Source organism: Streptomyces sp. DSM 118878 (genome assembly GCF_052936595.1).
In genome coordinates this window covers 4,940,469-4,963,920 of sequence record NZ_CP193622.1, presented here as the reverse complement: position 1 = coordinate 4,963,920, position 23,452 = coordinate 4,940,469, and the positions used below count along the sequence as shown (strand labels likewise).

Sequence of the window (23,452 nt, the reverse complement as noted above, 5' to 3'; positions counted from 1 at the left end):
ACGGCCCAGCGGCTCAGCGGCTCAACGGCTCAACGGCCCAGCGCCTTGAACTTCCGTACCGCCAGCGGCAGGAAGACCAGCGAGATCGCCAGCGGCCACACGACCGCCATCAGGACGGCGTGCTGCTCGACCCAGCTCGCGCCACCCGCGCCCGGGTTGCCGAAGAGTTCCCGCGTGGCCGTACCCGTCGACGAGACGGGGTTCCAGGCGGCGACGGGTGCCAGCCAGTCCGGCATCAGCGACGGCGCCACGAAGACGCTGGAGATCATCGTGAGCGGGAACGCCACCGCGTAGAGCCCGCCCGCGGCTTCGGGCGTCGGTACGACGAGGCCGAGGAAGACGCCGACCCAGATGAGGCTGAACCGCAGGAGCAGCAGCAGCGCGAAGGCGAGGGCGGTGTCGAGGAGCCCGGCGCTGGAGCGCCAGCCGATGGCCAGGGCGGTCACGGCGAGGATGCTCAGCTCCGCGCAGGCCACGACGAGGTCGGCGACTCCCCGGCCGGAGGCGACCGCGGAGGGCGCCATGGGCATGGAGCGGAAGCGGTCGATGACGCCCTTGGAGGCGTCGTTGACCACGGCCACGGCGGTGTTCATGAAGCCGAAGGCCATGGTCATCACGAACATGCCGGGCATCAGGAAGTCCTTGTAGTCGCCGCCGTCACCGCCTCCCGGCACCTTCATCGCCTCGCCGAAGACGAACCCGTACAGGAGTACGGAGATGATCGGGAAGCCCAGTTGCCAGGCGATGGTGACGGGCTGGCGCAGGAAGTGGGTCAGGTAGCGGCGGGTGACGTTCCAGCTGTCGGCGAAGGCCCAGAAGAGCCGGCCGTGCGGCCGTCCGTGTGACGTGGCGTCCGCGGTGAGTGCGACGCTCATGCCGCGACCTCCTTCTTCTTCCGCTCGGTGATGGCGTCGGCTGTCTCGGAGGGCTGGCCGGTCAGCCGCAGGAACACGTCGTCCAGGCTCGGCCTGCGCAGGCCGATGTCCTCCACGGCGACGCCCTCGTCCTGGAGGGTGCGCGCCACGTCGGTGAGGGCGCGGACCCGGTCGGTGACGGCGGCCTGTACGCGGCGCTCCACGTCGATGACGAGCGGTTCGCCCGCGCAGACCCGGCGGACGGCACGGACGGCCGCCGGCAGGTCCGCCGTCTCGCGCACGACGACGTCGAGGTGGCTGCCGCCGACGGTGTTCTTCAGCCCGTCGGGGGTGTCGTCGGCGATGGCCCGGCCCCGGTCGATGACGGTGACGCGGGAGGCGAGCCGGTCGGCCTCCTCCAGGTACTGGGTGGTCAGCAGCACGGTCGTGCCGCGGGCGACCAGGTCTCGTACGGTGTTCCAGACCTCCTGGCGGCCGCGCGGGTCGAGGCCGGTGGTCGGCTCGTCGAGGAAGAGCACGCCGGGGGCGAGGATCATCGAGGCGGCGAGGTCGAGGCGGCGCCGCATGCCGCCGCTGTACTGACCGGCGCCCTTCTCCGCCGCGTCCACCAGGTGGAACTGTTCGAGGAGTTCCTGGGCGCGCAGCGCGGCCCTGCGGCCGCCCAGGTGGAAGAGGCGGCCGAACATCTCCAGGTTCTGCCGGCCGGTGAGGATCTCGTCGACGGCCGCGTACTGCCCGGTCAGGCCGATGCGTCCGCGCACCAGGGCGGGTTCCCGCACGACGTCGGCGCCGGCGACCTCGGCGTGGCCGCCGTCGAGCCGGACGAGGGTGGAGAGAATCCGCACGGCGGTGGTCTTGCCCGCGCCGTTCGGTCCGAGAAGTCCGTGCACCGTGCCCTGCTCGACGCGCAGGTCGAAGCCGTCCAGCGCGTACGTGTCGCCGTACCGCTTCCGCAGCCCTTCGGCCCGTACCGCGAAGCCTTCGCCGTTCATCGCCCACCCTCCAGATCACCCGTCAGACACTTGAGTACACCGTACCCAATTTCGCGAGTACACCGTACCCAATTAAGAGGACGGCGATTAGGGTGAGGTCATGACGAGCACAGACGGCGGCGACGTCCAGCGCACCGGCAGCGACATCTCCCGGAGCCTTGAACTGCTGTGGGGCGGCGGCGAACGCCCCACGCGCGGGCCGAAGCCGGCGCTCACGCTGGACCGGATCGTCACCGAGGCGGTGCGCCTCGCCGACGCCGAGGGGCTCGCGGCGGTCTCCATGCGCCGCCTCTCCACGGAGCTCGGCACCGGCACGATGTCCCTGTACCGCTACGTCCCCGGCAAGGGCGACCTGCTCGACCTGATGCTGGACCGGGTGTACGCCCCGCCGGAGGAGGAAGAGCCCTGGTCGGGCGGCTGGCGCGAGGGCATCGAGGGGTACGCCCGCGAGACCCTCGTCCTCTACCGCCGCCACCCCTGGCTGCTCCACGTCAACCAGGCCCGCCCGGTGCTCGGCCCCGGCGCGGTCAGCGGCCTGGACAGGACCCTCGCCCGCATCAGGCCGATGGGCCTGACCGACCCCGAACTGATCGGCGTCATCGTCGCGGTCGAGGGGTACGTCACCGGGGTCGCCCGCACCCAGGTGCACGAGGTGGAGGCCGTGAAGAAGAGCGGCCTGACCGACCAGGCGTTCTGGGAGGCGCAGCAGCCGACACTCGAACGGATCATGATGAGCGGCAAGTACCCGGCGCTCGCGGGCCTCTCCGAGGACGCGTTCGGCTCGGACTTCGACCACTTCGAGTTCGGGCTCCAGCGGCTGCTCGACGGCTTGGACGTCCTGGTGGCCCGCCGCGCGACCGAAAGCGAAGCCTGACCCCCGGGTTCTAGCCTCTCGCGCCCCGCCGTGTCAGGCGCTTCAGGCCGAGGAAGGCCAGCAGTACGGCGCCGAAGACGACGGCCCCGGTGGTGAGCCCGCCGTCCAGGCCGTCGCCGTCGCCCCCCGAGGCCGAACCCCCGCCCGTCCCCGACGAGCCGGAGCCGCCGTCCTTCCCCTCGACCTCCACGGGCGTGACCGCGCTCTGCGCGCCCTCGGTGCCGTACATCAGGGTCGTGCCGTCCGGGGTGTACGTCACGGACTCGCCCTGCCGCTGGAGCGGCACGCTCAGCCGCCCCTCCCGCTCGGGCTTGGCGCCCGCGCCCTTCCAGGTGTACGAGACGCCGCCGAAGTAGCCGCGCAGGGAGAGCTGCTTCCCGTCCGGCGAGAAGGCGCCGTCGGTGACCCACAGGTCGGTGGCGGCGATCCGCCGGAAGACGTTCGTCCCGGACGCGGACATCCGGGCGGGCCCCTCGTAGAGGCTGCCGCCCTCCTCCTTCTTGTCGGCGATGTAGATCCGCCCGGTCTTCGGGTGCACCATCAGCGCCTCCGCGTCCCGGGCCCCGTCGGCGTACTTCACGACGTACTGCTTGGCGCGCACGGTCTGGTCGACCAGCTTCTTCGGCTCGGGCAGCTCGTAGATCCAGACGTTCGACCACTTGCCGCCGAGGTTGTCGCCGATGTCGCCGACGTACAGGTTGCCGTCACCCCCCACGGAGATGGCCTCCACGTCACGCGGCGCGCCGACCCCGGTCATGGTGACGGTGGCGACGGTCTTGCCGGTCTTCGAGTCGACGGCGTACAGGTAGGCGCCCTTGTCCTGGTCGTTGTGCGTCCAGTAGACGCCGGGGTGGGCGCGGGACGCGGCAAGGCCGCTGGACTCGACGATCCTTGGGTCCTTGATCGTGAACCCGTCGTGCCCGTCGTCGGCGGCGGCGGGTGCCGCCCCGGCGAGGGACAGCACGGTGACGACGGCGAGGACGGACGGAACCGGAACAGCCCAGAGCGAACGCATGGGCCCAAGCGTGCCATCAGCGCCCCCGCCGGGGCGTGCTCAGCCTCACATCGCAGGCGCCCCGCCCGATCCGCCAGAATGAGCGGATGCTCAGGTTCATGTTCGTCGGCGACTCGATGACCATCGGAAGCGCCGGTGAACACACCTGGCGCCACCGGATGTGGCAGCACCTGCGCGCCACTCTCGGCGAAGACGGTTTCGCGGTCGTCGGCCCGCGCACCGCCCTGTACGACAAGGCGGCGGGCGGACCCCTCTCGTACGACTACGCCGACCCGGACCCGGAGTTCCCGCGCAACCACCTGGCCGGCTGGGGCGAGGGCTGGCTGCACATGGCACCCGCGATCTCCGGCGCGCTCACGCACGCCCCCGCGGACGTCCTCCTCGTCTCCCTCGGCCTGATCGACCTGGGCTTCTACACGGACGCGGACCAGACCGCCGAGAACGTCCGCGCCTTCGTCGCGGGCGCCCGCACGGCCAACCCCCGGGTGCGCATGGTCCTGCTCCCGGTCATCCCCAACATCCGCGCCGAGTCGGACGCCCCCTTTGCGGCCGAGGTGGCCCGCTTCAACGAACTCCTCGCGAAGACCGCCGCGGACCTGGACACGGCGGCCTCACCGCTGCTCCTGGCGTCACCTCCGTACGGGTACGACATCCACGCCGACACGTACGACGGCACGCACCCCAACGCGAGCGGCGAGCACAAGCTGGCCGGCGCCTTCGCGCAGGCGCTGGCCCAGGGCTGGGGAATCGGCGGGCGGCGGTGGCGTGGCGGTCGGGGATTGCAGGAAAGTCCCACGGGCACTTGCGCTGACCTCGGGTTTTACTGGGCGGAGGTGGGAGTTTCCTGCGACGGTCCCGGTCACCGCGCCGCCCGCCCCACCGCCTCGCGCAGCGACTCCGCGTTCACGAACGGCTTCTCCGCCGTCGGCAGCGACCGCCAGTCCAGCGGCCAGGTCCAGCCGTCCAGCGCGGGCACGCCGACGTAGGCGAAGCCGGCCGAGGTCCGCCCCAGGGGGCGCACTCCGGCCGGCCAGCCGTACGACTTCGCCGTCCCCGGCGGGAGCAGGAAGTAGAAGTAACGCCCGCCGATGGCCTCGCGGATGACAGGGCCCACGTGGCACTCCGTGAGCTGCGTCAGGTCGTACATGATCCGCTCGCCTGGCGGACCTTCCACGCGTACGGCGTCGAAGTGGATACCGGCGTGACGCAGCGCGTGGCCCGACGCCGGAATCCAGTCGTGGACCGCAAGCGGTGAGATTTCCGAGTTCATGCACCGAATGCTTTCGGGTGCTCACATACTGTGACCAGGGCTACGCAACGTAGGTGCGGGGCTGTGCACTTGGGGAGGTCGTTGTGCACCAAGGTGAGCGGGGCTCGGAGACGTTCGGCGCGCTGTTGCGGTTCTACCGCGAGCGGGCCGGGATCACGCAGGAGGCGCTGGGCACGCATGTCCAGTACTCCAAGTCGCAGGTGGCGATGGTGGAGCGGGGCGAGCGGGCGCCCCGGGGCAGGTTGGTCGAGCTGGCGGATCAGTTCCTTGGTGCACAGGGTGCGCTGACGCTGCTCGCGGAGAAGGAGTTCGGCAGCGGGGGGCTCCGCCCGTGGACCGAGGATTACTTGGCCGAGGAACGGAAGGCGTCCGCCCTTCACGTGTATCAGAGCCATGTGATCCCCGGTTCACTACAGACAGAGGCGTACGCACGGGCCATCTACAGCTGCCATTGCCCAGCCCTCGATGACGAGGAGTTGGAGAACCGAGTGGCGGCACGCCTGGCGCGTCAGGAGCTGTTCCAGCGCAAACCGGCGCCCGTCATCAGTTACGTCTTGGAGCAGAGCACCCTGACTCGCCCCCTCGGCGGCCATGCTTCCCTCAAGGAGCAGTTGCGGCACATCCTGGGTATCGCCCGGCTTCGCCACGTTCAGATCCAGGTAATGCCGCACGACCGCCAAGCCCATGCCGGGCTGAACGGCCCCATGATTCTCCTGGAGACCTCGGAGCACCGCCAGCTTGCCTACGTGGAGGGGCCCAGCGGCGGCTACTTCGTCGGCGAGCAGCCCGACCTGGGACACCTGTTCGCGCGGTATGGCATCCTGCGGGCTCAGGCCCTCAACCCCGATGAGTCCGCAACACTAATTGACGAGGTGACAGCGTCACTATGAGAACTGACCTCGCCTGGTTCAAGAGCAGCCACAGCGGCGACCAAGGCGAGTGCGTCGAAGTAGCCCTGTCCTGGACGAAGTCCAGCCACAGTGGCGGTGAAGGTGAATGCGTGGAGGTGGCCGCCTGCCCCGCCGCCATCCACGTCCGCGACTCCAAGAACCCCGAGGGTCCCACCCTCCGCGTCGCCCCCGGCGCCTGGGCAGCCTTCCTGACCGAGGCCGCCACCACGTAAGGCCCCCGGCCAGGTCAAGCCCGCGTCAGTCGATTCGCGAGGGTCGACATCGTGTACGTACCAATCCCGAGGACGACTTCGAGCGCGTTGCGCTCGGTGTAGCCGTGGGCGAGGAACGCCTTGATGCCGGTGTCGTCGACACCGCCCGCCGTCGCGAGGACGGACAGCGTGAAGACCCGCACCGCTTCGAGGCGTTCGTCGGGGATGGGGCGCTGCTCGCGCAGGGCGGCGATGACCCCGGAGTCGGCGCCCAGCTTGCGCAGCTTCCCCGTGTGCAGGGCCACGCAGATGTGGCAGTCGTTGCGTACCGCCACGGTCATGATGACCGTCTCGCGGGCCACGGGCTCCAGCGTGGTGTGCTCGAAGGCGGCGCTCATGTCCAGGAAGCCGTTGAGCAGTTCGGGGGACTCGGCGAGGCGGGCGACGGCGTCCGGGAGCTGCCCGAAGGCCTTGGTCACCCGCTCCATGGCGGGACGGGACTCGGCGGGTGCGGTCTCGACGGTGCGGGTGGTGAACATGCGGTGGTGACCCCCTACGATCGACAACATGGTTGACGGTACGGAGAAGGTAAACCAGGTTGACGATATCGGCAAGGGCTTGGAGGGGCCGGCGGCGGACGCGCCGGGGTACGAGTTGCCCCTGCTCCTCTTCGCCGGGTTCCGTACGCTGATCGACCGCCTGCACGCCGAACTCGCCCGGCAGGGACACCCCGACGCCCGGCCGGCCCACGGCTTCGCGATGCAGGCCATCGGGGTGCGGGGCGCCACGTCCAGCGAGGTGGGCCGGCGCCTCGGTGTCAGCAAGCAGGCGGCGGGCAAGACCGTCGACCGCCTCATCGCCCTCGGCTACGCCCACCGCACCGACGACCCCGCCGACGCCCGCCGCAAGCTGGTCCACCTGACCCCGCACGGCCTCGACGCGCTGCGCCGCTCGGCGGCGGTCTTCGACGAGCTGCGGGCGGAGTGGGCGGCGTCCCTGGGCGCGGACCGCCTCCGGGACCTGGAGTCCGCCCTCCGCACGGTCGTACCGCCGGACGCGTTTGGCCTCGACGCGGCGGGGTGGCTGGGCGGCTCATGACCTTGTCTCCGTGCGTATCGTTGTACTGCGCGGCCGCGTCCGACCGGGGCGGCCGGGGAGGGGTGCCACGATGACCGTCGTAGATGTGAATACCGACAGGATCGAGATGGCCGACAGCAGCGACGAGCGCACTTTGGACATGATGTTCGGATGGCTCGACAAGATGCATGTCCCCGAGGGAATCAAGACAGAGATTGTCGGGGGTCATATCTTCGTGTCACCACAACGAGACACCCACTGGGACATCACCTTCCGCATCCTGCTTCAGCTCGACAACTGCTTCCCGACCGCGCGGCAGAAGTCCGACGTACGCATCGATTACCCGGGTCACCTCAACGGCTTCGCCAGCGACGTGACCTTGCTCGCAGATGGAGCCATCAAGAACGACAAGGGGCAATGGCGCTACCAGGATGTCGAGTTCGTCGGGGACGTGATCTCCCGAAGCACAGCGCAGAACGACTACGGTCCGAAGAAGGACGCGTACGCCGAAGCAGGCGTACCCGTCTACCTCATCGCCGACCCTTATCAGGGCAGGGTCTACATCTGCACGGCCCCTAAAAACGGTGAGTACACGACTGAATCGAAGTACAGCTTCGGCGAAGACATTGACCTCACCGACACTCCGGTCGGCCTCGTCCTCAAGACGGATCGCTTCCCCCGCGACTGACACGCCCCCGCTCCCCCTTGCCTGGAGCCCACTCCAACGCGTTGGCTGGGGTGCCATGAAGTACACGCAGCTGGGACGCACGGGGCTCAAGGTCAGCCGGCTCACGCTCGGGACCATGAACTTCGGGCCCTTCACCAACGAACCCGACAGTCACTCGCTCATGGACGCCGCGCTCGACGCGGGCGTCAACTACTTCGACACCGCCAACGTGTACGGGCAGGGCGCCGGCAAGGGCCGCACCGAGGAGATCATCGGCACCTGGTTCACACAGGGAGGCGAGCGGCGCGACAAGGTCGTGCTCGCCACCAAGGTGTACGGGAACATGACCCGCCAGGGCGAAGAGGTCTGGCCCAACCACGACCGGCTCTCCGCGCTGAACATCCGCCGCTCCGTGGAGGCGAGCCTGCGCCGCCTCCAGACCGACTACATCGACATCTACCAGTTCCACCACATCGACCGGAACACACCGTTCGAGGAGATCTGGCAGGCCGTCGACGTCCTCGTACAGCAGGGCAAGATCCTCTACGCGGGCTCCAGCAACTTCCCCGGCTACAAGATCGCCCAGGCCAACGAGACCGCCGCCCGGCGCGGCAGCTTCGGCCTGGTCAGCGAGCAGTGCCTGTACAACCTCGCCGAGCGCAGGGCCGAGGAGGAGGTCATCCCGGCCTCGCGGGAGTACGGGCTCGGCGTCATCCCCTGGTCGCCGCTGCACGGCGGTCTGCTCGGGGGCGTCCTGAAGAAGGAGAGCTCCGAGGGGACCCGCCGTGCCGGTGGCCGTGCCGCCGCCGAGCTGGCCAAGCCGGAGGTCCGCGCGCAGGTCCAGGCGTACGAGGACCTGCTCGACAAGCACGGCCTCGAACCCGGTGAGGTCGCTCTGGCCTGGCTGCTGACGCGGCCCGGCGTCACGGGACCGATCGTCGGCCCGCGCACGGCCGAACAGCTCGCCTCCGCGCTGCGCGCCGTCGAGCTCGACCTGCCGCGGGACCTGCTCGACTCGCTGGACGAGATCTTTCCCGGTCCCGGACCGTCGCCGGAGTCCTTCGCCTGGTAGCACGCACCGCACACGGGCGTACGAGGGCGGCCCCGGTCGGGCCCTAGCCGCCGACCGCGGCCGCCACCGCCACCACGACGAACATCAGCACGAGCACACCGGCCATGATCCGGTTTCTGGTCTTGGGGTCCACACCGTTGAGGTTAACCGCCCGCGCCCGGCTCCCCGGACCCGCCTCCCCGCGCGGGCGGCCCTGGACCCCGGTCCTGCGGGCTGCCTAGCCTCCACCCATGACCGATATGAAGATCAGGCCCGGCGGCGTCGACGATCTCCCCGCCGTGCTCGGCCTCTTCGACCGGGCCGTGGAGTGGCTCGTCGCGCGGGGGCGGACGGGGCAGTGGGGCACGAAGCCCTGGTCGGAGAACCCGAAGGCGGTGGCGCTCGTCGAGCGGTATCTGACGTCGGGCGAGCCGTGGGTCGCGGAGATCGGTGGCGTGGTGGCGGGCACGGTCACGCTCACCGACGGGCCGGGCCCGGGCATCCCCGAGGCCGGGGAGCCGGAGCGGTACGTCCACCTGCTCGCCGCCGACCACCGCTTCGCGGGCCGTGGCGTGGGCCGGGCCCTGCTCGCGCACGCCGCCGACGAGACCCGGCGCCAGGGCGTCCCGCTGCTCCGGGTCGACTGCTACGCGGGCGGCGACGGCAAGCTCGTCGCGTACTACGAGAGCAACGGCTTCACCGCCACGCAGGCCTTCACGGGCCCCGACGGAAGCTGGCCCGGCCAGATCCTGGAGAAGCGGGTCTGAGAGCTTGTGTCATGGCTCCGGCCGGACACGCACTCTCACGCCGCGGCCGCCAGCTCCCTCTCCCTCGGCACGAACTGGAGGTGCTGCCGGCCGCGGCGCAGGTCCACCTTGAGGCGGAGGTTGGCGGCGCGCGCCAGCATCAGGCCCACGCCGACCGCGGCGATCGCGCAGACGACGCCGCCGACGGCCATGCTGATCCGGACGCCGTAGGCATCGGCGAGCCAGCCGAAGAGCGGTCCGCCGAGCGGCGTGCCGCCGGTGAAGACCATCATGAACAGCGACATCACACGGCCCCGCATCTCGGGGTCGGTGGCCATCTGGACCGAGGAGTTCGCGGTGACGTTCACCGTCAGGCCCAGGATGCCGATCGGGACGATCAACGCCACGAACATCCACAGCTCGGGGGCGAACGCGGCCACGATCTGGAGCACGCCGAAGGCGACGGCCGCCCCGGCGAGCAGCCGCAGGCGCGAGGTGCCGCGCCGGGCCGCGAGCAGCGCACCGGCGAGGGAGCCGATGGCCATCAGGGTGTTGAAAAGGCCGTACATCCCCACGCCGCCGTGGAAGATGTCGTCCGCGAAGGCGCTCAGCCAGATCGGGAAGTTGAAGCCGAAGGTGCCGACGAAGCCGACCAGGACGATCGGCCAGATCAGCTCGGGGTGCTTGGACACGTAGTTCAGGCCGTCCCGCAACTGCCCCTTGCCGCGCGGCGCGCGCGGGGTGGAGTGGAGCTCGGCGGTCCGCATGAGGAGCAGGCCGGTGAGCGGCGCGAGGAAGGACAGGCCGTTGGCGAGGAAGGCCCAGCCGGGTCCGACGGCCGCGGTCAGGACGCTCGCCACGGCGGGGCCGATGAGGCGCGCCGACTGGAAGTTCGCCGAGTTCAGCGAGACGGCGTTGCGGACCTGGTCCGGGCCCACCATCTCGGACACGAAGGACTGCCGCGTCGGGTTGTCGACGACGGTGACGAGGCCGGTGAAGAAGGCCGCGACGTAGACGTGCCAGACCTGGACGTTGCCGGTGAGCGTGAGCGCGGCGAGGAAGAGCCCGCTGATGCTCATCGCGCCCTGGGTGCAGAAGAGCAGGCTGCGCTTGGCGAAGCGGTCGGCGATGACGCCGCCGTACAGCCCGAAGAGCAGCATCGGCAGGAACTGCATGGCCGTGGTGATACCGACGGCCGCGGAGGATCCGGTGAGGCTCAGGACCAGCCAGTCCTGGGTGATGCGGGCCATCCACGTACCGGTGTTGGAGACGACGGCACCGGAGGCGAAGAGGCGGTAGTTGCGGATCTTCAGCGAGCTGAACATCGAGGACTTGCGTGGGCGGACGGGTGTGTCGAGGGTGGTTGGTGCGGGGGCGGAGTCTGCTCCGGATCCCGTACTCAAAGTGCGTTCGCCTCCTTGGCGTCGTACGGCGTTGTCGACCCGCGTCTACAGGTGCGCGAGCTTCTCCAGGACGGGGGCTGCGGCGCGCAGTCGCGCCCACTCGTCGTCGTCGAGGTGCTCGGCCAGGCCGGCCAGCCAGGCGTTGCGCTTGCGGCGGCTCTCTTCGAGCATCGCCTCGGCGGTCTCCGTCTGGGTGACCACCTTCTGGCGGCGGTCCTCGGGGTGCGGCTCCAGCCGGACCAGGGCCTTGGCCTCGAGCAGTGCCACGATGCGGGTCATGGACGGTGGCTGCACGTGCTCCTTGCGGGCGAGCTCGCCCGGGGTGGCACTGCCGCAGCGGGCGAGGGTGCCGAGCACCGACATCTCGGTGGGGCTCAGCGACTCGTCGACGCGCTGGTGCTTGAGTCGACGGGAGAGGCGCATCACGGCGGAGCGCAGGGCGTTCACGGCGGCGGCGTCGCCACCATGGGAGAGGTCCGGCATGTTCGTTAGCGTAACTCATTACTCAAGCTAAAGACCACTCGCCATGGCGCGGGAACGCGAATGAGCGTCCAGGACCATGTGGTCCGGACGCTCATCCGGGACGGCTCCGACGAACGCTTCTACGTCAGGTTCAGCGCCGGCATCAGGTAGTAGAAGGCGAACACCGCCGACACCACGTACATCGCGACCGGCACCTCGCGGCCGCGCCCGGCGGCGAGCCGCAGGACGCTGAAGGTGACGAAGCCCATGCCGATGCCGTTGGTGATCGAGTACGTGAACGGCATCATCAGCATCGTCACGAACGCGGGGATGGCGATCGTGTAGTCCGCCCAGTCGATCTGCCGGATGGACCCCGAGAGGATCAGGAAGCCGACCGCGAGGAGCGCGGGCGTGGCCGCCTGGGACGGCACCATCGTGGCGAGCGGGGTGAGGAAGAGCGCCACGGCGAAGAGCCCGCCGGTGACGACGTTCGCGAAGCCCGTGCGCGCGCCCTCGCCGACGCCCGCCGTGGACTCCACGAAGCAGGTGGTGGCGGAGGCGGAGGAGGCGCCGCCCGCGGCGACGGCGATTCCGTCGACGAAGAGCACCTTGTTGATGCCGGGCATGTTGCCGTTGGCGTCGGTCAGCTTGGCCTCGTCGCCGATGCCCATGATCGTGCCCATGGCGTCGAAGAAGCACGACAGGAGCACGGTGAAGACGAAGAGGACGCCGGTCAGGATGCCGACCTTCTCGAAGCCGCCGAAGAGGCTGATCTGGCCGACGAGCCCGAAGTCCGGCGTGGAGACGGGGTTGCCGGGCCACTCCGGGCTGGTCAGGCCCCATGCCTCGGGCTTCAGCCCGGCGGCCGCGTGGATGACCATCGCGACGACCGTCATGACGACGATGCTGAGGAGGATCGCGCCCGGCACCTTGCGCACGAGCAGCGCGAGGGTGAGCAGCACGCCGAGCACGAAGATCAGGACCGGCCAGCCGTTGAGGTGGCCGTCGCCGCCGAGCTGGAGCGGGACCGTGGTCTGCGCGGCGTCCGGCATGCGCGAGACGAAGCCGGAGTCGACGAGGCCGATCATCATGATGAAGAGGCCGATGCCGATCGCGATGCCCTTGCGCAGCCCCAGCGGTACGGCGCTCATGACGCGTTCCCGCAGGCCCGTCGCCACGAGCAGCATCACCACGAAGCCCGCGAGGACGACCATGCCCATGGCGTCGGGCCAGGACATGCGCGGGGCGAGCTGGAGGGCGACGACGGTGTTGACGCCGAGACCGGCGGCGAGCGCGATGGGGACGTTGCCGATGACGCCCATGAGCAGGGTGGTGAAGGCCGCCGTCAGGACCGTCGCGGTGACGAGCTGCTTGTTGTCGAGCTGGTGGCCGTACATGTCCTTCGCGCCGCCCAGGATGATCGGGTTCAGCACGACGATGTAGGCCATCGCGAAGAAGGTGGCGAAGCCGCCGCGGACCTCCCTGGCCAGGGTCGAGCCGCGCTCCGAGATCTTGAAGAACGCGTCGATGCCGTTCTGCGGTGCTTGCGGCGGCTCTTTGCGGGCGTCGACCGGAGCGCTGGCCGAGGGAGACATGGGAAACCTCATGACCTGGGGTGAGGAAGGTGATGTGCCGAGCTCGAACCTTCAGTACGTTCGTACGAAAGCAATCGGCCATTAATGAGCCGTTTCAGTATGAATACATGAAGGCGAAATCGCTATCTCCGCGCGTAGACCCTTGGGCCGCACCGGTTCTACGGGCATTCGCGCCCGTTCTACGGGCACCCGCGCCCGCGTCACGCCCGGCGCGGCCCCGCCTCGTAAGGTGTACGCATGGCGAAGTGGACCCCTAAGCACGAGGCGCCGGAGCCCCTTGAGGGCCCCGTGGTCGCCACCATCACGGGCGGCACGATCCTCTGGTTCGTCCTCTTCCTGGTGCAGCTCCCCTTCTATGGCTGGTTCGACGACCGGGACGCGACCTGGTGGGTGTGGACGTGCCTGGCCGGCGGCGGCCTCGGCCTCATCGGCATCTGGTACGTGCGCGGCCGCGACGCCGCGATCAGGAGGGCGAGGGCGGCAGAGCCCCGGTAGCCCCGGGCGAAAACGGCAGGGCCCCGGCAGCCCGAGGCGAAAGTGGCAGAGCCCCGGCAGCCCCGGAGCGAAAGTGGCAGAGCCTCTGTAGCTCCCTACGACCGCAGTACGAGCTCGGGACGGGCCCCGTCCTACCGTGGTCGGATCTTTGGCCCGCTCGGGGGGTGAAGCCCCACGGCCGCACTTACCGTCGAAGGCATGACGCATATCGACGCGGGCGCCGAGCTCGACCCCGTACACCCGGTGCCTCCCCCGGCGGGCCGGGCCACCGGACTGACCTCCGCCGAGGTCGCCGAACGGGTCGAGCGCGGCGAGATCAACGACGTACCGGTACGCAGCTCCCGCTCCCTCGGCGAGATCGTCCGGGCGAACGTCTTCACCCGCTTCAACGCGATCATCGGCGTGCTCTGGGTGATCATGCTCATCGTGGCGCCGATCCAGGACAGCCTCTTCGGCTTCGTGATCGTCGCCAACACCGCCATCGGCATCATCCAGGAGTGGCGCGCCAAGAAGACCCTGGACAGCCTCGCGATCATGGGTGAGGCCAAGCCGACCGTGCGGCGCGACGGCAGGGCGACGGAGGTCTCCACCTCCGAGATCGTCCTCGGCGACCTGGTGGAGCTCGGCCCCGGCGACAAGATCATGGTGGACGGCGAGACCGTCGAGGCCGACAGCCTGGAGATCGACGAGTCGCTCCTGACGGGCGAGGCCGACCCGGTGGTCAAGAAGCCCGGCGACAAGATGATGTCCGGGTCGTTCGTCGTCGCGGGCGGCGGCGCCTTCACCGCCACCAAGGTCGGCCGCGAGGCGTACGCGGTGCAGCTCGCCGAAGAGGCGTCGCGCTTCACCCTCGTCCACTCCGAGCTGCGCTCCGGCATCTCCACGATCCTCAAGTACGTGACGTGGCTGATGGTGCCGACCTCCATCGGCCTGATCATCTCCCAGCTCGTCGTGAAGGACGACGACTTCAGCGAGTCCGTGGCCTACACCGTCGGCGGCATCGTCCCGATGATCCCCGAGGGCCTGGTCCTGCTGACCTCCGTGGCCTTCGCGATCGGCGTCATCCGGCTCGGCCGCAAGCAGTGCCTCGTCCAGGAGCTCCCGGCGATCGAGGGCCTGGCCCGCGTCGACACCGTCTGCCTGGACAAGACGGGCACCCTCACCGAGGGCGGCATGGACGTCACCGAGCTGCGCCCGCTCGGCGGCGCCTCCGAGGACCACGTCCGCAAGGTCCTCGGCGCCCTCGGCGAGTCCGACCCCCGGCCGAACGCCTCGCTCCAGGCGATCATCGACACCTACCCCGACAGCGAGGAGTGGCGCTGCACGCAGTCCCTGCCCTTCTCCTCGGCCCGCAAGTACAGCGGGGCCTCCTTCAGCGAGAGCGACGGCACCACGTCCACCTGGCTCCTCGGCGCACCCGACGTGCTCCTGCCCGACGGCGACCCCGTGCTCGGCGACATCGACGGGCTCAACCAGCAGGGCCTGCGCGTCCTGCTGCTCGCCCGCGTCACCGGCGAGCTCGACGACCCCGAGGTGGCCCGCGGGGCACACGCCACCGCCCTGGTCGTCCTGGAGCAGCGGCTGCGCCCCGACGCCGCCGACACCCTGCGCTACTTCGCGGAGCAGGACGTCCAGGCCAAGGTCATCTCCGGTGACAACGCCGTCTCGGTGGGCGCGGTCGCGGGCAAGCTCGGGCTGCCGGGCGCCGAGAACACCGTGGACGCGCGCGGCCTGCCCACCGAGCGGGACGAGATGGGTCAGGCCCTGGACGACAACTCCGTCTTCGGCCGCGTGAGCCCGCAGCAGAAGCGCGACATGGTGGGCGCGCTCCAGTCACGCGGCCACACGGTCGCGATGACGGGCGACGGGGTCAACGACGTCCTCGCCCTCAAGGACGCCGACATCGGCGTCTCGATGGGCTCGGGCTCGGAGGCCACCCGGGCGGTCGCCCAGATCGTGCTCCTGAACAACAGCTTCGCGACGCTGCCCTCCGTCGTCGCCGAGGGCCGCCGCGTCATCGGCAACATCACGCGCGTGGCCACGCTGTTCCTGGTCAAGACCGTCTATTCGGTGATCATCGCGCTGCTCGTCGTCTGCGCGCAGGTGGAGTATCTCTTCCTGCCCCGCCACCTGACGCTGCTGTCCACCCTCACGATCGGCGTCCCGGCCTTCTTCCTCGCGCTCGCCCCCAACAAGGAGCGCGCGCAGCCGCACTTCGTCCGCAGGGTCATGCGGTACGCGATCCCGGGCGGCGTCATCGCGGGCGTCGCCACCTTCGTGACGTACCTCCTCGCCGGGCACCACTACGAAGGCGCGGGCGCGCGGGAAGCCGAGACCAGCGCGGCGACCCTGGCGCTGTTCCTGATCGCCATGTGGGTGCTCGCGATCATCGCCCGCCCCTACACGTGGTGGCGGCTCGGCCTCATCGGCACGATGGGTCTCGGCTTCCTGATCGTGCTCACCGTGCCCTGGCTCCAGGACTTCTTCCAGCTGAAGCTGGTGGGCACGACGATGCCGTGGGCGGCGGTCGCCATCGCGGCGGTGGCCTCACTGGCCATCGAGTTCATCTACCGCTGGGTGGACCGCCGCGTGCCGGCGTAACCGCTTCCGCGGGACTTCCGGGGGACTTCTACTGGACGTCGACGAAGTCGCTCTTCGACGTCACGGACGGAGTGGTGGAGGTGCCGGCGAAGACGTAACGGAAGTAGCCGTCGGCCGAGGCCTTGACGGTGGTGCTCAGGTTGCCCTTGGTGTCGGACTTGACCGTCTTGAGGGTGGTGTAGCTGCTGGCACCCTTCTTCTTGTACTGGAGCTTCACGTCCTGCTTGGTGTAGCCCGCGTACTTCGAGGTGTACCAGTTGGCGCGGGTCAGGGCGCCCTTGACGGTGAGGGTCTTGCCCTTCTTGATGGGCTCGGGGGAGGCGTTGGTGGTGAGGCGGGCGTAGCGCTGGATGCGGGCGTTGGCGGAGAAGTTGTCCTCCTGGTAGTAGTCGCCGTCCTCGCCGATCGCGCTGGCCCCGACCTTCCACTTGCCGGCCAGGTCGTTGTCGAAGAGGTCGAGCTTCGGGTCGACGACGATGGAGACCGTGCAGGTCGAGGTGGTCGCGTTCACGACCTTGCACGTACCGGAGTCCTCCGAGAAGAGGAAGCCGTCCAAGCCGTCGTCGAGGTCACTGCCGTGCCAGAGGAAGGCGTCACCGGCGAAGATGCCCTCCGCGTCGGTCGCGGTGATGGCGATGTCGAACTTCACCTTGTTGGTGGTGCCGACGACGATGTTCTTGCCCTTGTTGACGACGACCTTCGTGATCTTCGTGTCGCCTTCGAATTCGTCGGCGGCCGCCTTGGCGATGGCCGTCTCGCGCTGCGTCAGGTTCGGACCGTCGGCCGCCTGCGCGGCCGGGACGGCGAGTGCGGAAAGGGCCAGGGTGCCGGACAGTGCGGCCACGGTGGCACGAATACGCATGTGTTTCCCCAGGTGGAGAAGGGGCTCCCGCGGTGCGTGACGCCTTCACGTGGGAGCCCGGTGATCTAGGAGTCTGTTGACTCGCAAGATCAGACTCGTGACTCCCGCGCCTGGTTGTATGAAAAGTAAAGAAAGTGTGACCGGGATATGGACGGAGAGGTTCCGGCCTCGCCGTCCCGTTCCGCCCCGGCGTCCTCAGTCGAACCAGCGGTCCCGCGCCAACTCCGCCGTCCGTGAGGGGTCTTCGAGCAGGGCCGTCACCTCGAAGCGGCGCGGCCACTGGCCCGCCGCCCACGCGAGGCCCGCCGCGACGCCCTCCAGGGTCGCCGCGTGGACGGTGCCGTCCGGGGTGCGGCGCCAGTCCAGCTCGACGCCGCCGGCGACCAGTTCCTCGTACTCGGTGTACGTCTTCGGGGTCGCGGGGCCCAGCAGGGTCCGTACCGACACGGGCACCTCGTGCTCGACGCCCTCCCCCGCGGGCTCCACGGCCGCCGTCTCGCTGAGGCGCCGTACCTGGAACAGCTCCGCGAGATCCGCGGCCTTGCGGGGCGTCACGGGCAGCAGCGGCACACCGCCGGAGAGCGGCAGCAGGTCCGGGGCGTCGGCGACCACCGCGTCCGCCGCGTCGACCACCACGACCTCGCCGTCCACCACCGCGCGCAGCTCCTCGGGGAGTGTCACCTGCTCCGGGTCGAGATCGGCCAGGGCGCCGTACAGCGCGTGGAGCTGACCGGCGGTGACGGTCCTGTCGGGGTCCGCGAGCCGGTCCAGGAGTTCGGCGGCTCCGCCCGGCTCGCCGAGGAGGGCGGCCACGGACGTACGGACGCCGAGCGCCCGCAGCACCTGCTCGTCACCGAAGCCGGTGGCGTCCGCCGCGTCGTAGAGGCCCACGAGGAGCGGATCGCCGCCCTCCGCGCGCAGCCCCGCGGGCCTGCGGCCGTCGAGGACCGGATGCCCGCGCAGCCACCACGCCGTGTACGAGCGGACGGTCTCCGTCGTACCGTCCGGAAGCAGCACCCGCAGCGGCTGCGTCAGGGCGTCCCGCAGCGGCGGGCGCGAGAGCATCGCGAGGGCCTGTGGCCAGCGGTCGTCGTCGACCAGGTCGAGGTCCCGCACGGCGACGATCTCGGTGGCGACGGGCGGTACGGGCGTGTCCGGCAGCCGGTCGATCACGTCCTCGCACCACACGTCGACGGCGTCGAGGAGCCCGGCGTCGTCGGGCTCGGGGAAGTCACCCTCACGGGGGTCGAGCTCATCCGGGTCGAGGACGACGTCGGTGGCCCGCACCAGCGCGAACGTGGCGAGCACACCGCAGGCGGCCAGCGGCTGCTCGCCCCAGCGCCCGGCGGTCTCGGCGTCCACGAGGGCCAGCTCGTCCTCGCGCATGACGTGGGCGAAGGGGCTGTCGGGCAGGACGAGTTCACCGGCGGGGGCCAGTTCGCCGTCCTCGTCGGGCAGGGCGAGGGCCGCGAGCCACGGCTCGTCGCCGGGCGCGAGGTTCGCGTCGCGCACCAGCGTGAGCACGGCCTCCGCGAGCTCGTCCGCGTCCAGGGCCTCGTCGTCCCACGTGTCGTCGTCGAGGGAGGCGGCCACCGCGGCGCGCACCTGCGGCGTCGTCAGGACCGCGCGGGGCGTGGCGGGCAGGGCGCCCAGCTTTTCGAGCAGCGGGTGCACGGCGTCGGGGTGGGCGACCTTCAGGCCGAGGCGGGCCAGCGGCGCCTGGTCGCGGTCGTCGCCGGACGGTGGCAGCAGGACCTGCCGCGGCCCGATCGTCGTCCGTCCGCCCACGGAGCCGGAGCCCGGGCCGGAGGCCCGGGAGGAAGCCCCCGCCAGCGGCACGGGCAGCCCCGAGAGGCGCTCCGGGTCGACTCCGGCGAGGGTGTCGTACAGCCGCCACCACCAGCCGGGCTCCCGCTCCAGACCGGCGAGGCGGTCGATCGCCTCGGTCAGCGGGACCCTGGCGACCCCGAGGGTGCGCAGCTCGGCACGGCGCTCCAGGCCCGCGGGCAGCAGGCTGGGCAGCACCTCGGCGAGTACGCGTACGGTGTCGGCCCCCGCTCCCTCCACGACCTCGGCGTCGCGCGGACGCAGGGCCTCGGGCAGCTCGTCCTCGTCCTCCTCGCCGCGGGGCAGGGCGGGCGGCAGGAAGGCGGTACGAGGCAGCCGCTCCAGGATGCCCTGGCGCAGCGCGCCGTCCAGCTCGCTCCTGCCGAGCGGCCCCGGCACCAGGGAGATGATGCCCTCCCCCACGGGCCGCCAGTCGGCGAGGAGTTCCGCGTACGCGTCCGCCGCGCGCCGCACGAGGAAGTCGGTGAGTGGCCCGGGGGCGGCGTGCCGCCGCGCGGTGTCCAGCGGGAACGAGGCGATGAGCAGCGCCGGTACGCCCAGCGGCTCGTCGCTGGGCGTCGGCGCGTGCACGACCGGCGTGGTGCGCGGACGCTCCGGGGCGCCGTCGGGGCCCGCGGGGACGGCCCAGGTGACGGACCAGTGCGGGCGCAGCCGCTCCTCGACGGGACGGTCCTTCAGGAGGGCGCTGTCCAGCGCTCCCTGCCGGCTGACGGTGCGCCAGCGCGTCGTGCCCTCGCGGCTGTCCTCGACGACGGTGTACGGGGCTTCGGTGCGGCGGCGCAGGGTGCGTACGGTGCCGTCCGGGGTCTCGACGCGGACCTCATCGAGGCCCGGCAGGGCGAGGAGCAGGGCGTCGTCGATCCCGTCGAGCAGCCGGTCCACGAGGTCCTTCGCGGCGGCGTCGCGCAGCGGCAGGATGACGACGGTGTCGTACCCCTCGGGCGCGGCGCCCTCGGCGGCCATCGGCAGCCGCAGCAGCGGTACGTGGCCGTCCCTGCGGCGGATCTCGTCGCCGAGGCCGGGGCTGAAGCGGGAGGTCTCCGCGGCCAGTTCGCGCGCCTCGGTCAGGGACCACCGGACGCCGCCGGTCCGCCCCACGACGGCGGGTTCGTCGCTGACGGCGAGCACGGCGGCGAAGCCCACGCCGAAGCGGCCGACGCTGTTCTCCTGCCGTGCCTCGCTTTCCGTCTCCCGCTTGGCGGAGGCGCGGAGGGTGGAGAGGGACTCGACGCCGGCGGCGTCCAGCGGGGCGCCGCGGTTGGCGGCGGCGAGGACGCCGTCGCGGAGCGTCAGGGAGAGCTTGCCGGGGGTGCCCGCGCGGGCCGCGGCGTCCGCGGCGTTCTGGGCCAGCTCGACGACGAGGCGGTCGCGGTAGCCGCCGAGGGCGAGGTCCTCCTCGGCGTTGGCGTCCTCGCGGAAGCGGGCGGGGGCCGCCGCCCACGCGTCGAGGACTCCGCGGCGGAGGCGGGCGGTGCCGAAGGGGTCCGTCCCCTCGGCCGCCGGCCACACGGTCTTGCTCACGGTCGTCCCTCTTCCTTCGCCGGCCGGCTGTCCCTGCCCTGCGGGCGAACGCTACCGCTTCTGGCCGGGGGCCCGTGAAAAGGGCGGGCGGGTGGGGACGACGCCGCGAAGCGGCGACGCGGAACGGCCGAGGCCGCAGGCGAGTACAGGCACGGCCGGGCAGAGGGACCGCTCAAGGCCCCGGGGCCCTCAGCTGTGGCCGAGGTCCTCGCCCGAGCCGTCCGCCGGCACGGAGACCGAGCCGGAGTCCGCCGAGGGCCGCAGCGGCATCGCGTCGACCCGCGTCTCGTCGAGCACCGGCGGCGCCGGCCGCGGCGGCTTCGGCATGACGGCGGCCTCGGAGTGCCCGCCGCACCCGTACGAGAGGGACACCACGTGCCCGTCGGCGGGCCCGAACTCATTGCCACAGATACCGAACGCCTGTCCGAGCGAGCCTCCGATCGCCACGAGGAACCCGCAGCTCACACACGCCGCCGGCGCGGCCTGCGCCATCGCGGTCTTCGCGCCGTACCCCTCTTCCCAGCGGTCGGCGGCGACATGCAGCCCGTACCGCGAGAGGACCCGCGCCCTGCGCATGCCCAGCTCGTCGGCGACCGCCGCGATCGACCCGCGCGCGGGCGCCAGCGGCTGCTCGGCGGGCGAACCCGCGCTGACCTCGGCGTCCTCCGCCTCGACCAGCTCCGCCATCTCGCCCGAGACGATCGAGTTCGGCGGCGGCTCCTCCTCACCGGTGAAGCCCGGCTCCAGGCGGAGATCCTCGGCGTCGGTCGGCAGCAGATCGCCGGGGCCCATGTCCCCGGGGCGCAGCCGCTCGCTCCACGGCACCCACTCGGGGGCCAGGAGCGCGTCGGGCCCCGGCAACAGCACCGTCTCGTCGAGCGTGACGACCTTCGCCCGCGAGGCGCGGGCCACCGTCACCGCCCAGCGCCAGCCCCGGTAGCCGAACTCCTTGCATTCGAAGAGGTGCGTGACGACGCGGTCGCCCTCGACGACGACCTCGACATGCTCACCGACCACACCCGGCGCGGCTGCCTCCTCGGCCGCCGCGCGTGCCAGGCCGACCGCCTCGGCGCAGAGGCGGTCGGGGGTACGCGGGGTGCGCGGGGTACGGCTTCGCGTTGTCGCTGCGCTCACAGGTATCGCTTCTCTCCTACGCCGTCTCACGAGTGCGCCACCCTTGTGCGGGGGTACGAACGGAGCGGCAAAGGCACCTCCGGGCTCTGAAGCACCGGGGGCGGGCCGCGTCGACGTCCGCGCCCGACGTTCCTGGGCGCACCTACGTCACCCATTCTGCGGGATGACCGAGAGGCGCGCGGCCGAGAACAACCGCCGCAGGCGCGTTACGCACGCTACCTTCTCCTGGCCCCTGGGCCTACACCGACGTACGCGACCGTGCCCGAGCCGCTCTTTCGAAAAGGCTCTCCGAGAGCCTCGGCACACGGGTGAGAGGCCCTTGCGGGAGCGGTTCGCGGGGGCCCCGTGCGAAGGACCCGCCACGGCTCACGGCCCGTTGTCCGTACTAGTGGACCGCATGAGGGGGCACTATGACGAGGTGGCCCCCACCAGGTCGACACCCGTAGCGACTGTCTCGCCCGGACCGGCGAGGCGGACCGGACGTGCGCTGGTCCGGGCCCTGCACCTGCCGTTCACCGGCACGGCGCGCGGCATCCGCAAGGCCACGCACGCCCACGGAGCGGGTGAGTCCGGGCTCGGCAAGCTCATCGAACTGCACGCGGTGAACGGCGCGGGCGACGTCATGGTCACCGTCGCGCTCGCCTCGACCGTCTTCTTCTCCGTGCCGACGGACGAGGCCCGCGGCCGTGTCGCGCTCTACCTCGCCATCACCATGGCGCCCTTCACCCTGCTCGCCCCCGTCATCGGCCCGCTCCTCGACCGGCTGCCGCACGGCCGCCGCGCCGCGATGGCCGGATCGATGCTGGCCCGCGCGCTGCTGGCGCTGGTCCTCTCGACCGCCGTGGCCACCGGCAGCGTGGAGCTGTACCCGGCCGCGCTCGGCGTCCTCGTGGCGTCGAAGGCGTACGGCGTGGTGCGGAGTGCCGTGGTCCCACGGCTGCTCCCACCCCGCTTCTCCCTGGTGAAGGCGAACTCCCGGGTCACCCTCGGCGGTCTCCTCGCCACCGCCGCCGCGGCCCCGGTCGGGGCGGGGCTCCAGGCGGTCGGGCCCCGCTGGCCGCTCTACGGCGCCTTCGTGATCTTCGTGTCGGGGATGCTGCTCTCCTTCTCGCTGCCCCGCAAGGTCGACTCGGCCAAGGGCGAGAGCAAGGCGCTGCTCGCCGCCGACGAGGAGCACCTGCGGCTGCACCCCCGCGCCCGGGCCGCCGGGGACACCGCCCGCGGCCGGCGCCCCGGCCTCCGTACGGTCGGCCCCGCCGTCACCCATGCCCTGGCCGCCAACGCGGCGCTGCGCTGTCTCTCGGGGTTCCTCATCTTCTTCCTGGCGTTCCTGCTGCGGGAGCATCCGCTCGCCGGGCAGAGCGCGGCCGTCTCGCTCGGGATAGTCGGCGTGTCGGCGGGCGCGGGCAACGCGCTGGGCACCGCGGTCGGCGCCTGGCTGAAGGCGCGGGCCCCCGAGGTCATCATCGTGACGGTCGTGGCGGTGGTGCTCGGCGTGGCGATCGCGGCGGCGGTGTTCTTCAGCGCGGTGGCCGTCGCCTGCCTCGGCGCCTGCGCGGGCTTCGCGCAGGCCCTGTCCAAGCTGTCCCTCGACGCGCTGCTCCAGCGCGATGTCCCCGAACTGGTGCGCACCTCGGCCTTCGCCCGCTCCGAGACGCTGCTCCAGGTCGCCTGGGTGATCGGCGGCGGCATCGGCATCGCGCTGCCACTGGTCGGCCCGCTCGGCCTCTCGGTGGCCGCGGCGATCGTCGCGCTGGGCTGGCTCTCGACCGTACGGGGACTCCTGGCCGCGGCCAGGAGCAGCGGACCCCGGCGCGTCCTCGCCTAGAAACCGTGCCGCGGCGCGCCCGTGACCCCCGCGT

At 71.2% G+C, this 23,452-nt stretch carries 21 protein-coding genes and 1 pseudogene; 11 read left to right on the top strand and 11 right to left on the bottom strand.

Annotated features, from left to right (window positions below; translation table 11 throughout):
* Positions 1 to 29: 29 nt before the first annotated feature.
* Both ACRAKF_RS22205 and ACRAKF_RS22200 read right to left on the bottom strand, forming a co-directional pair.
* A complete protein-coding gene (locus ACRAKF_RS22205) occupies positions 30 to 875 on the bottom strand; it encodes an ABC transporter permease (protein WP_447039041.1) in 846 nt (281 codons plus the stop codon).
* On the bottom strand, positions 872 to 1,867 hold the full coding sequence (locus ACRAKF_RS22200) for an ATP-binding cassette domain-containing protein (RefSeq protein ID WP_447039040.1): 996 nt from the start codon (positions 1,865 to 1,867) through the stop codon (positions 872 to 874). The genes ACRAKF_RS22205 and ACRAKF_RS22200 overlap by 4 nt, the downstream gene beginning before the upstream one ends.
* A 100-nt stretch (positions 1,868 to 1,967) precedes the next feature.
* On the opposite strand from ACRAKF_RS22200, the gene ACRAKF_RS22195 reads away from it, so the two are divergent.
* Positions 1,968 to 2,741 carry a TetR/AcrR family transcriptional regulator gene (locus ACRAKF_RS22195; RefSeq protein ID WP_447039039.1) on the top strand — a complete coding sequence of 258 codons (774 nt, stop codon included), beginning with the start codon at positions 1,968 to 1,970 and terminating at the stop codon, positions 2,739 to 2,741.
* Between the two features lie 10 nt (positions 2,742 to 2,751).
* Here the strand turns inward: ACRAKF_RS22195 and ACRAKF_RS22190 are convergent, their stop codons facing one another.
* Positions 2,752 to 3,756 carry a WD40 repeat domain-containing protein gene (locus ACRAKF_RS22190; protein WP_447039037.1) on the bottom strand — a complete coding sequence of 335 codons (1,005 nt, stop codon included), beginning with the start codon at positions 3,754 to 3,756 and terminating at the stop codon, positions 2,752 to 2,754.
* A gap of 86 nt (positions 3,757 to 3,842) precedes the next feature.
* Between ACRAKF_RS22190 and ACRAKF_RS22185 the strand changes: the two are divergent.
* Positions 3,843 to 4,511 (top strand): annotated as a pseudogene (locus tag ACRAKF_RS22185) (SGNH/GDSL hydrolase family protein); the annotation flags it as partial.
* Between the two features lie 104 nt (positions 4,512 to 4,615).
* Here ACRAKF_RS22185 and ACRAKF_RS22180 read toward each other — a convergent pair.
* Entirely contained in the window at positions 4,616 to 5,026 is a 411-nt protein-coding gene (locus ACRAKF_RS22180; RefSeq protein WP_447039036.1) for a hypothetical protein, read from the bottom strand.
* 83 nt (positions 5,027 to 5,109) lie between these two features.
* On the opposite strand from ACRAKF_RS22180, the gene ACRAKF_RS22175 reads away from it, so the two are divergent.
* Positions 5,110 to 5,916 (top strand): helix-turn-helix domain-containing protein, encoded by an 807-nt coding sequence (locus tag ACRAKF_RS22175; protein WP_447039034.1) that lies wholly within the window; start codon positions 5,110 to 5,112, stop codon positions 5,914 to 5,916.
* On the top strand, positions 5,913 to 6,149 hold the full coding sequence (locus tag ACRAKF_RS22170; protein ID WP_447039032.1) for a DUF397 domain-containing protein: 237 nt from the start codon (positions 5,913 to 5,915) through the stop codon (positions 6,147 to 6,149). Before ACRAKF_RS22175 ends, ACRAKF_RS22170 begins: the two co-directional genes overlap by 4 nt.
* 14 nt (positions 6,150 to 6,163) lie before the next feature.
* On the opposite strand, the gene ACRAKF_RS22165 is transcribed toward ACRAKF_RS22170, so the two are convergent.
* Positions 6,164 to 6,667, bottom strand: coding sequence for a carboxymuconolactone decarboxylase family protein (locus tag ACRAKF_RS22165; RefSeq protein ID WP_447039031.1), 504 nt, complete (start codon positions 6,665 to 6,667; stop codon positions 6,164 to 6,166).
* Positions 6,668 to 6,695: 28 nt separating this feature from the next.
* On the opposite strand from ACRAKF_RS22165, the gene ACRAKF_RS22160 reads away from it, so the two are divergent.
* The 4 genes from ACRAKF_RS22160 (at position 6,696) to ACRAKF_RS22145 (ending at position 9,690) form a co-directional block, all read left to right on the top strand.
* A complete protein-coding gene (locus ACRAKF_RS22160) occupies positions 6,696 to 7,226 on the top strand; it encodes a MarR family winged helix-turn-helix transcriptional regulator (protein ID WP_447039030.1) in 531 nt (176 codons plus the stop codon).
* A 70-nt stretch (positions 7,227 to 7,296) separates the two neighbouring features.
* The gene (locus tag ACRAKF_RS22155) at positions 7,297 to 7,893 is read left to right on the top strand and encodes a Uma2 family endonuclease (protein ID WP_447039029.1); all 597 of its coding nucleotides are present in this window, start codon (positions 7,297 to 7,299) and stop codon (positions 7,891 to 7,893) included.
* Between the two features lie 55 nt (positions 7,894 to 7,948).
* On the top strand, positions 7,949 to 8,944 hold the full coding sequence (locus ACRAKF_RS22150) for an aldo/keto reductase (RefSeq protein ID WP_447039027.1): 996 nt from the start codon (positions 7,949 to 7,951) through the stop codon (positions 8,942 to 8,944).
* Between the two features lie 239 nt (positions 8,945 to 9,183).
* A complete protein-coding gene (locus tag ACRAKF_RS22145; protein ID WP_447042107.1) occupies positions 9,184 to 9,690 on the top strand; it encodes an N-acetyltransferase family protein in 507 nt (168 codons plus the stop codon).
* A gap of 35 nt (positions 9,691 to 9,725) precedes the next feature.
* Here the strand turns inward: ACRAKF_RS22145 and ACRAKF_RS22140 are convergent, their stop codons facing one another.
* The 3 genes from ACRAKF_RS22140 to ACRAKF_RS22130 form a co-directional block, all read right to left on the bottom strand.
* Complete coding sequence (locus tag ACRAKF_RS22140; RefSeq protein WP_447039026.1) at positions 9,726 to 11,072, bottom strand: MFS transporter; 1,347 nt, start codon at positions 11,070 to 11,072, stop codon at positions 9,726 to 9,728.
* 45 nt (positions 11,073 to 11,117) lie between these two features.
* A complete protein-coding gene (locus ACRAKF_RS22135; protein WP_447039025.1) occupies positions 11,118 to 11,555 on the bottom strand; it encodes a MarR family winged helix-turn-helix transcriptional regulator in 438 nt (145 codons plus the stop codon).
* 119 nt (positions 11,556 to 11,674) lie between these two features.
* Positions 11,675 to 13,129 carry an NCS2 family permease gene (locus tag ACRAKF_RS22130; RefSeq protein ID WP_447039023.1) on the bottom strand — a complete coding sequence of 485 codons (1,455 nt, stop codon included), beginning with the start codon at positions 13,127 to 13,129 and terminating at the stop codon, positions 11,675 to 11,677.
* Between the two features lie 237 nt (positions 13,130 to 13,366).
* Between ACRAKF_RS22130 and ACRAKF_RS22125 the strand changes: the two genes are divergently transcribed.
* Both ACRAKF_RS22125 and ACRAKF_RS22120 read left to right on the top strand, forming a co-directional pair.
* Positions 13,367 to 13,624: a DUF2530 domain-containing protein gene (locus ACRAKF_RS22125; protein WP_447039022.1), complete on the top strand. Its 258-nt coding sequence runs from the start codon at positions 13,367 to 13,369 to the stop codon at positions 13,622 to 13,624.
* A gap of 198 nt (positions 13,625 to 13,822) precedes the next feature.
* The gene (locus ACRAKF_RS22120) at positions 13,823 to 16,225 is read left to right on the top strand and encodes an HAD-IC family P-type ATPase (protein WP_447039021.1); all 2,403 of its coding nucleotides are present in this window, start codon (positions 13,823 to 13,825) and stop codon (positions 16,223 to 16,225) included.
* A 28-nt stretch (positions 16,226 to 16,253) separates the two neighbouring features.
* Here the strand turns inward: ACRAKF_RS22120 and ACRAKF_RS22115 are convergent, their stop codons facing one another.
* The 3 genes from ACRAKF_RS22115 to ACRAKF_RS22105 all read right to left on the bottom strand — a co-directional run bounded on the left by ACRAKF_RS22115 (position 16,254) and on the right by ACRAKF_RS22105 (position 21,590).
* Positions 16,254 to 17,087: a calcium-binding protein gene (locus ACRAKF_RS22115; protein WP_447039019.1), complete on the bottom strand. Its 834-nt coding sequence runs from the start codon at positions 17,085 to 17,087 to the stop codon at positions 16,254 to 16,256.
* A gap of 195 nt (positions 17,088 to 17,282) precedes the next feature.
* Positions 17,283 to 20,456 carry a sacsin N-terminal ATP-binding-like domain-containing protein gene (locus ACRAKF_RS22110; protein ID WP_447039018.1) on the bottom strand — a complete coding sequence of 1,058 codons (3,174 nt, stop codon included), beginning with the start codon at positions 20,454 to 20,456 and terminating at the stop codon, positions 17,283 to 17,285.
* Positions 20,457 to 20,645: 189 nt separating this feature from the next.
* The gene (locus tag ACRAKF_RS22105; RefSeq protein WP_447039017.1) at positions 20,646 to 21,590 is read right to left on the bottom strand and encodes a DUF3027 domain-containing protein; all 945 of its coding nucleotides are present in this window, start codon (positions 21,588 to 21,590) and stop codon (positions 20,646 to 20,648) included.
* 397 nt (positions 21,591 to 21,987) lie between these two features.
* Between ACRAKF_RS22105 and ACRAKF_RS22100 the strand changes: the two genes are divergently transcribed.
* Positions 21,988 to 23,418, top strand: coding sequence for an MFS transporter (locus ACRAKF_RS22100; protein ID WP_447039016.1), 1,431 nt, complete (start codon positions 21,988 to 21,990; stop codon positions 23,416 to 23,418).
* Positions 23,419 to 23,452 lie beyond the last annotated feature (34 nt).

What these genes read in the sequence shown, in the direction of transcription:
- ACRAKF_RS22115 (WP_447039019.1), bottom strand. Translation starts at nt 17,087, where the DNA reads ATGCGTATTCGTGCCACCGTGGCCGCACTGTCCGGCACCCTGGCCCTT.
- ACRAKF_RS22165 (WP_447039031.1), bottom strand. Translation starts at nt 6,667, where the DNA reads ATGTTCACCACCCGCACCGTCGAGACCGCACCCGCCGAGTCCCGTCCC.
- ACRAKF_RS22155 (WP_447039029.1), top strand. Translation starts at nt 7,297, where the DNA reads ATGACCGTCGTAGATGTGAATACCGACAGGATCGAGATGGCCGACAGC.
- ACRAKF_RS22170 (WP_447039032.1), top strand. Translation starts at nt 5,913, where the DNA reads ATGAGAACTGACCTCGCCTGGTTCAAGAGCAGCCACAGCGGCGACCAA.
- ACRAKF_RS22125 (WP_447039022.1), top strand. Translation starts at nt 13,367, where the DNA reads ATGGCGAAGTGGACCCCTAAGCACGAGGCGCCGGAGCCCCTTGAGGGC.
- ACRAKF_RS22195 (WP_447039039.1), top strand. Translation starts at nt 1,968, where the DNA reads ATGACGAGCACAGACGGCGGCGACGTCCAGCGCACCGGCAGCGACATC.
- ACRAKF_RS22150 (WP_447039027.1), top strand. Translation starts at nt 7,949, where the DNA reads ATGAAGTACACGCAGCTGGGACGCACGGGGCTCAAGGTCAGCCGGCTC.
- ACRAKF_RS22180 (WP_447039036.1), bottom strand. Translation starts at nt 5,026, where the DNA reads ATGAACTCGGAAATCTCACCGCTTGCGGTCCACGACTGGATTCCGGCG.
- ACRAKF_RS22100 (WP_447039016.1), top strand. Translation starts at nt 21,988, where the DNA reads ATGAGGGGGCACTATGACGAGGTGGCCCCCACCAGGTCGACACCCGTA.
- ACRAKF_RS22130 (WP_447039023.1), bottom strand. Translation starts at nt 13,129, where the DNA reads ATGTCTCCCTCGGCCAGCGCTCCGGTCGACGCCCGCAAAGAGCCGCCG.
- ACRAKF_RS22190 (WP_447039037.1), bottom strand. Translation starts at nt 3,756, where the DNA reads ATGCGTTCGCTCTGGGCTGTTCCGGTTCCGTCCGTCCTCGCCGTCGTC.
- ACRAKF_RS22160 (WP_447039030.1), top strand. Translation starts at nt 6,696, where the DNA reads ATGGTTGACGGTACGGAGAAGGTAAACCAGGTTGACGATATCGGCAAG.
- ACRAKF_RS22145 (WP_447042107.1), top strand. Translation starts at nt 9,184, where the DNA reads ATGAAGATCAGGCCCGGCGGCGTCGACGATCTCCCCGCCGTGCTCGGC.
- ACRAKF_RS22205 (WP_447039041.1), bottom strand. Translation starts at nt 875, where the DNA reads ATGAGCGTCGCACTCACCGCGGACGCCACGTCACACGGACGGCCGCAC.
- ACRAKF_RS22120 (WP_447039021.1), top strand. Translation starts at nt 13,823, where the DNA reads ATGACGCATATCGACGCGGGCGCCGAGCTCGACCCCGTACACCCGGTG.
- ACRAKF_RS22200 (WP_447039040.1), bottom strand. Translation starts at nt 1,867, where the DNA reads ATGAACGGCGAAGGCTTCGCGGTACGGGCCGAAGGGCTGCGGAAGCGG.
- ACRAKF_RS22135 (WP_447039025.1), bottom strand. Translation starts at nt 11,555, where the DNA reads ATGCCGGACCTCTCCCATGGTGGCGACGCCGCCGCCGTGAACGCCCTG.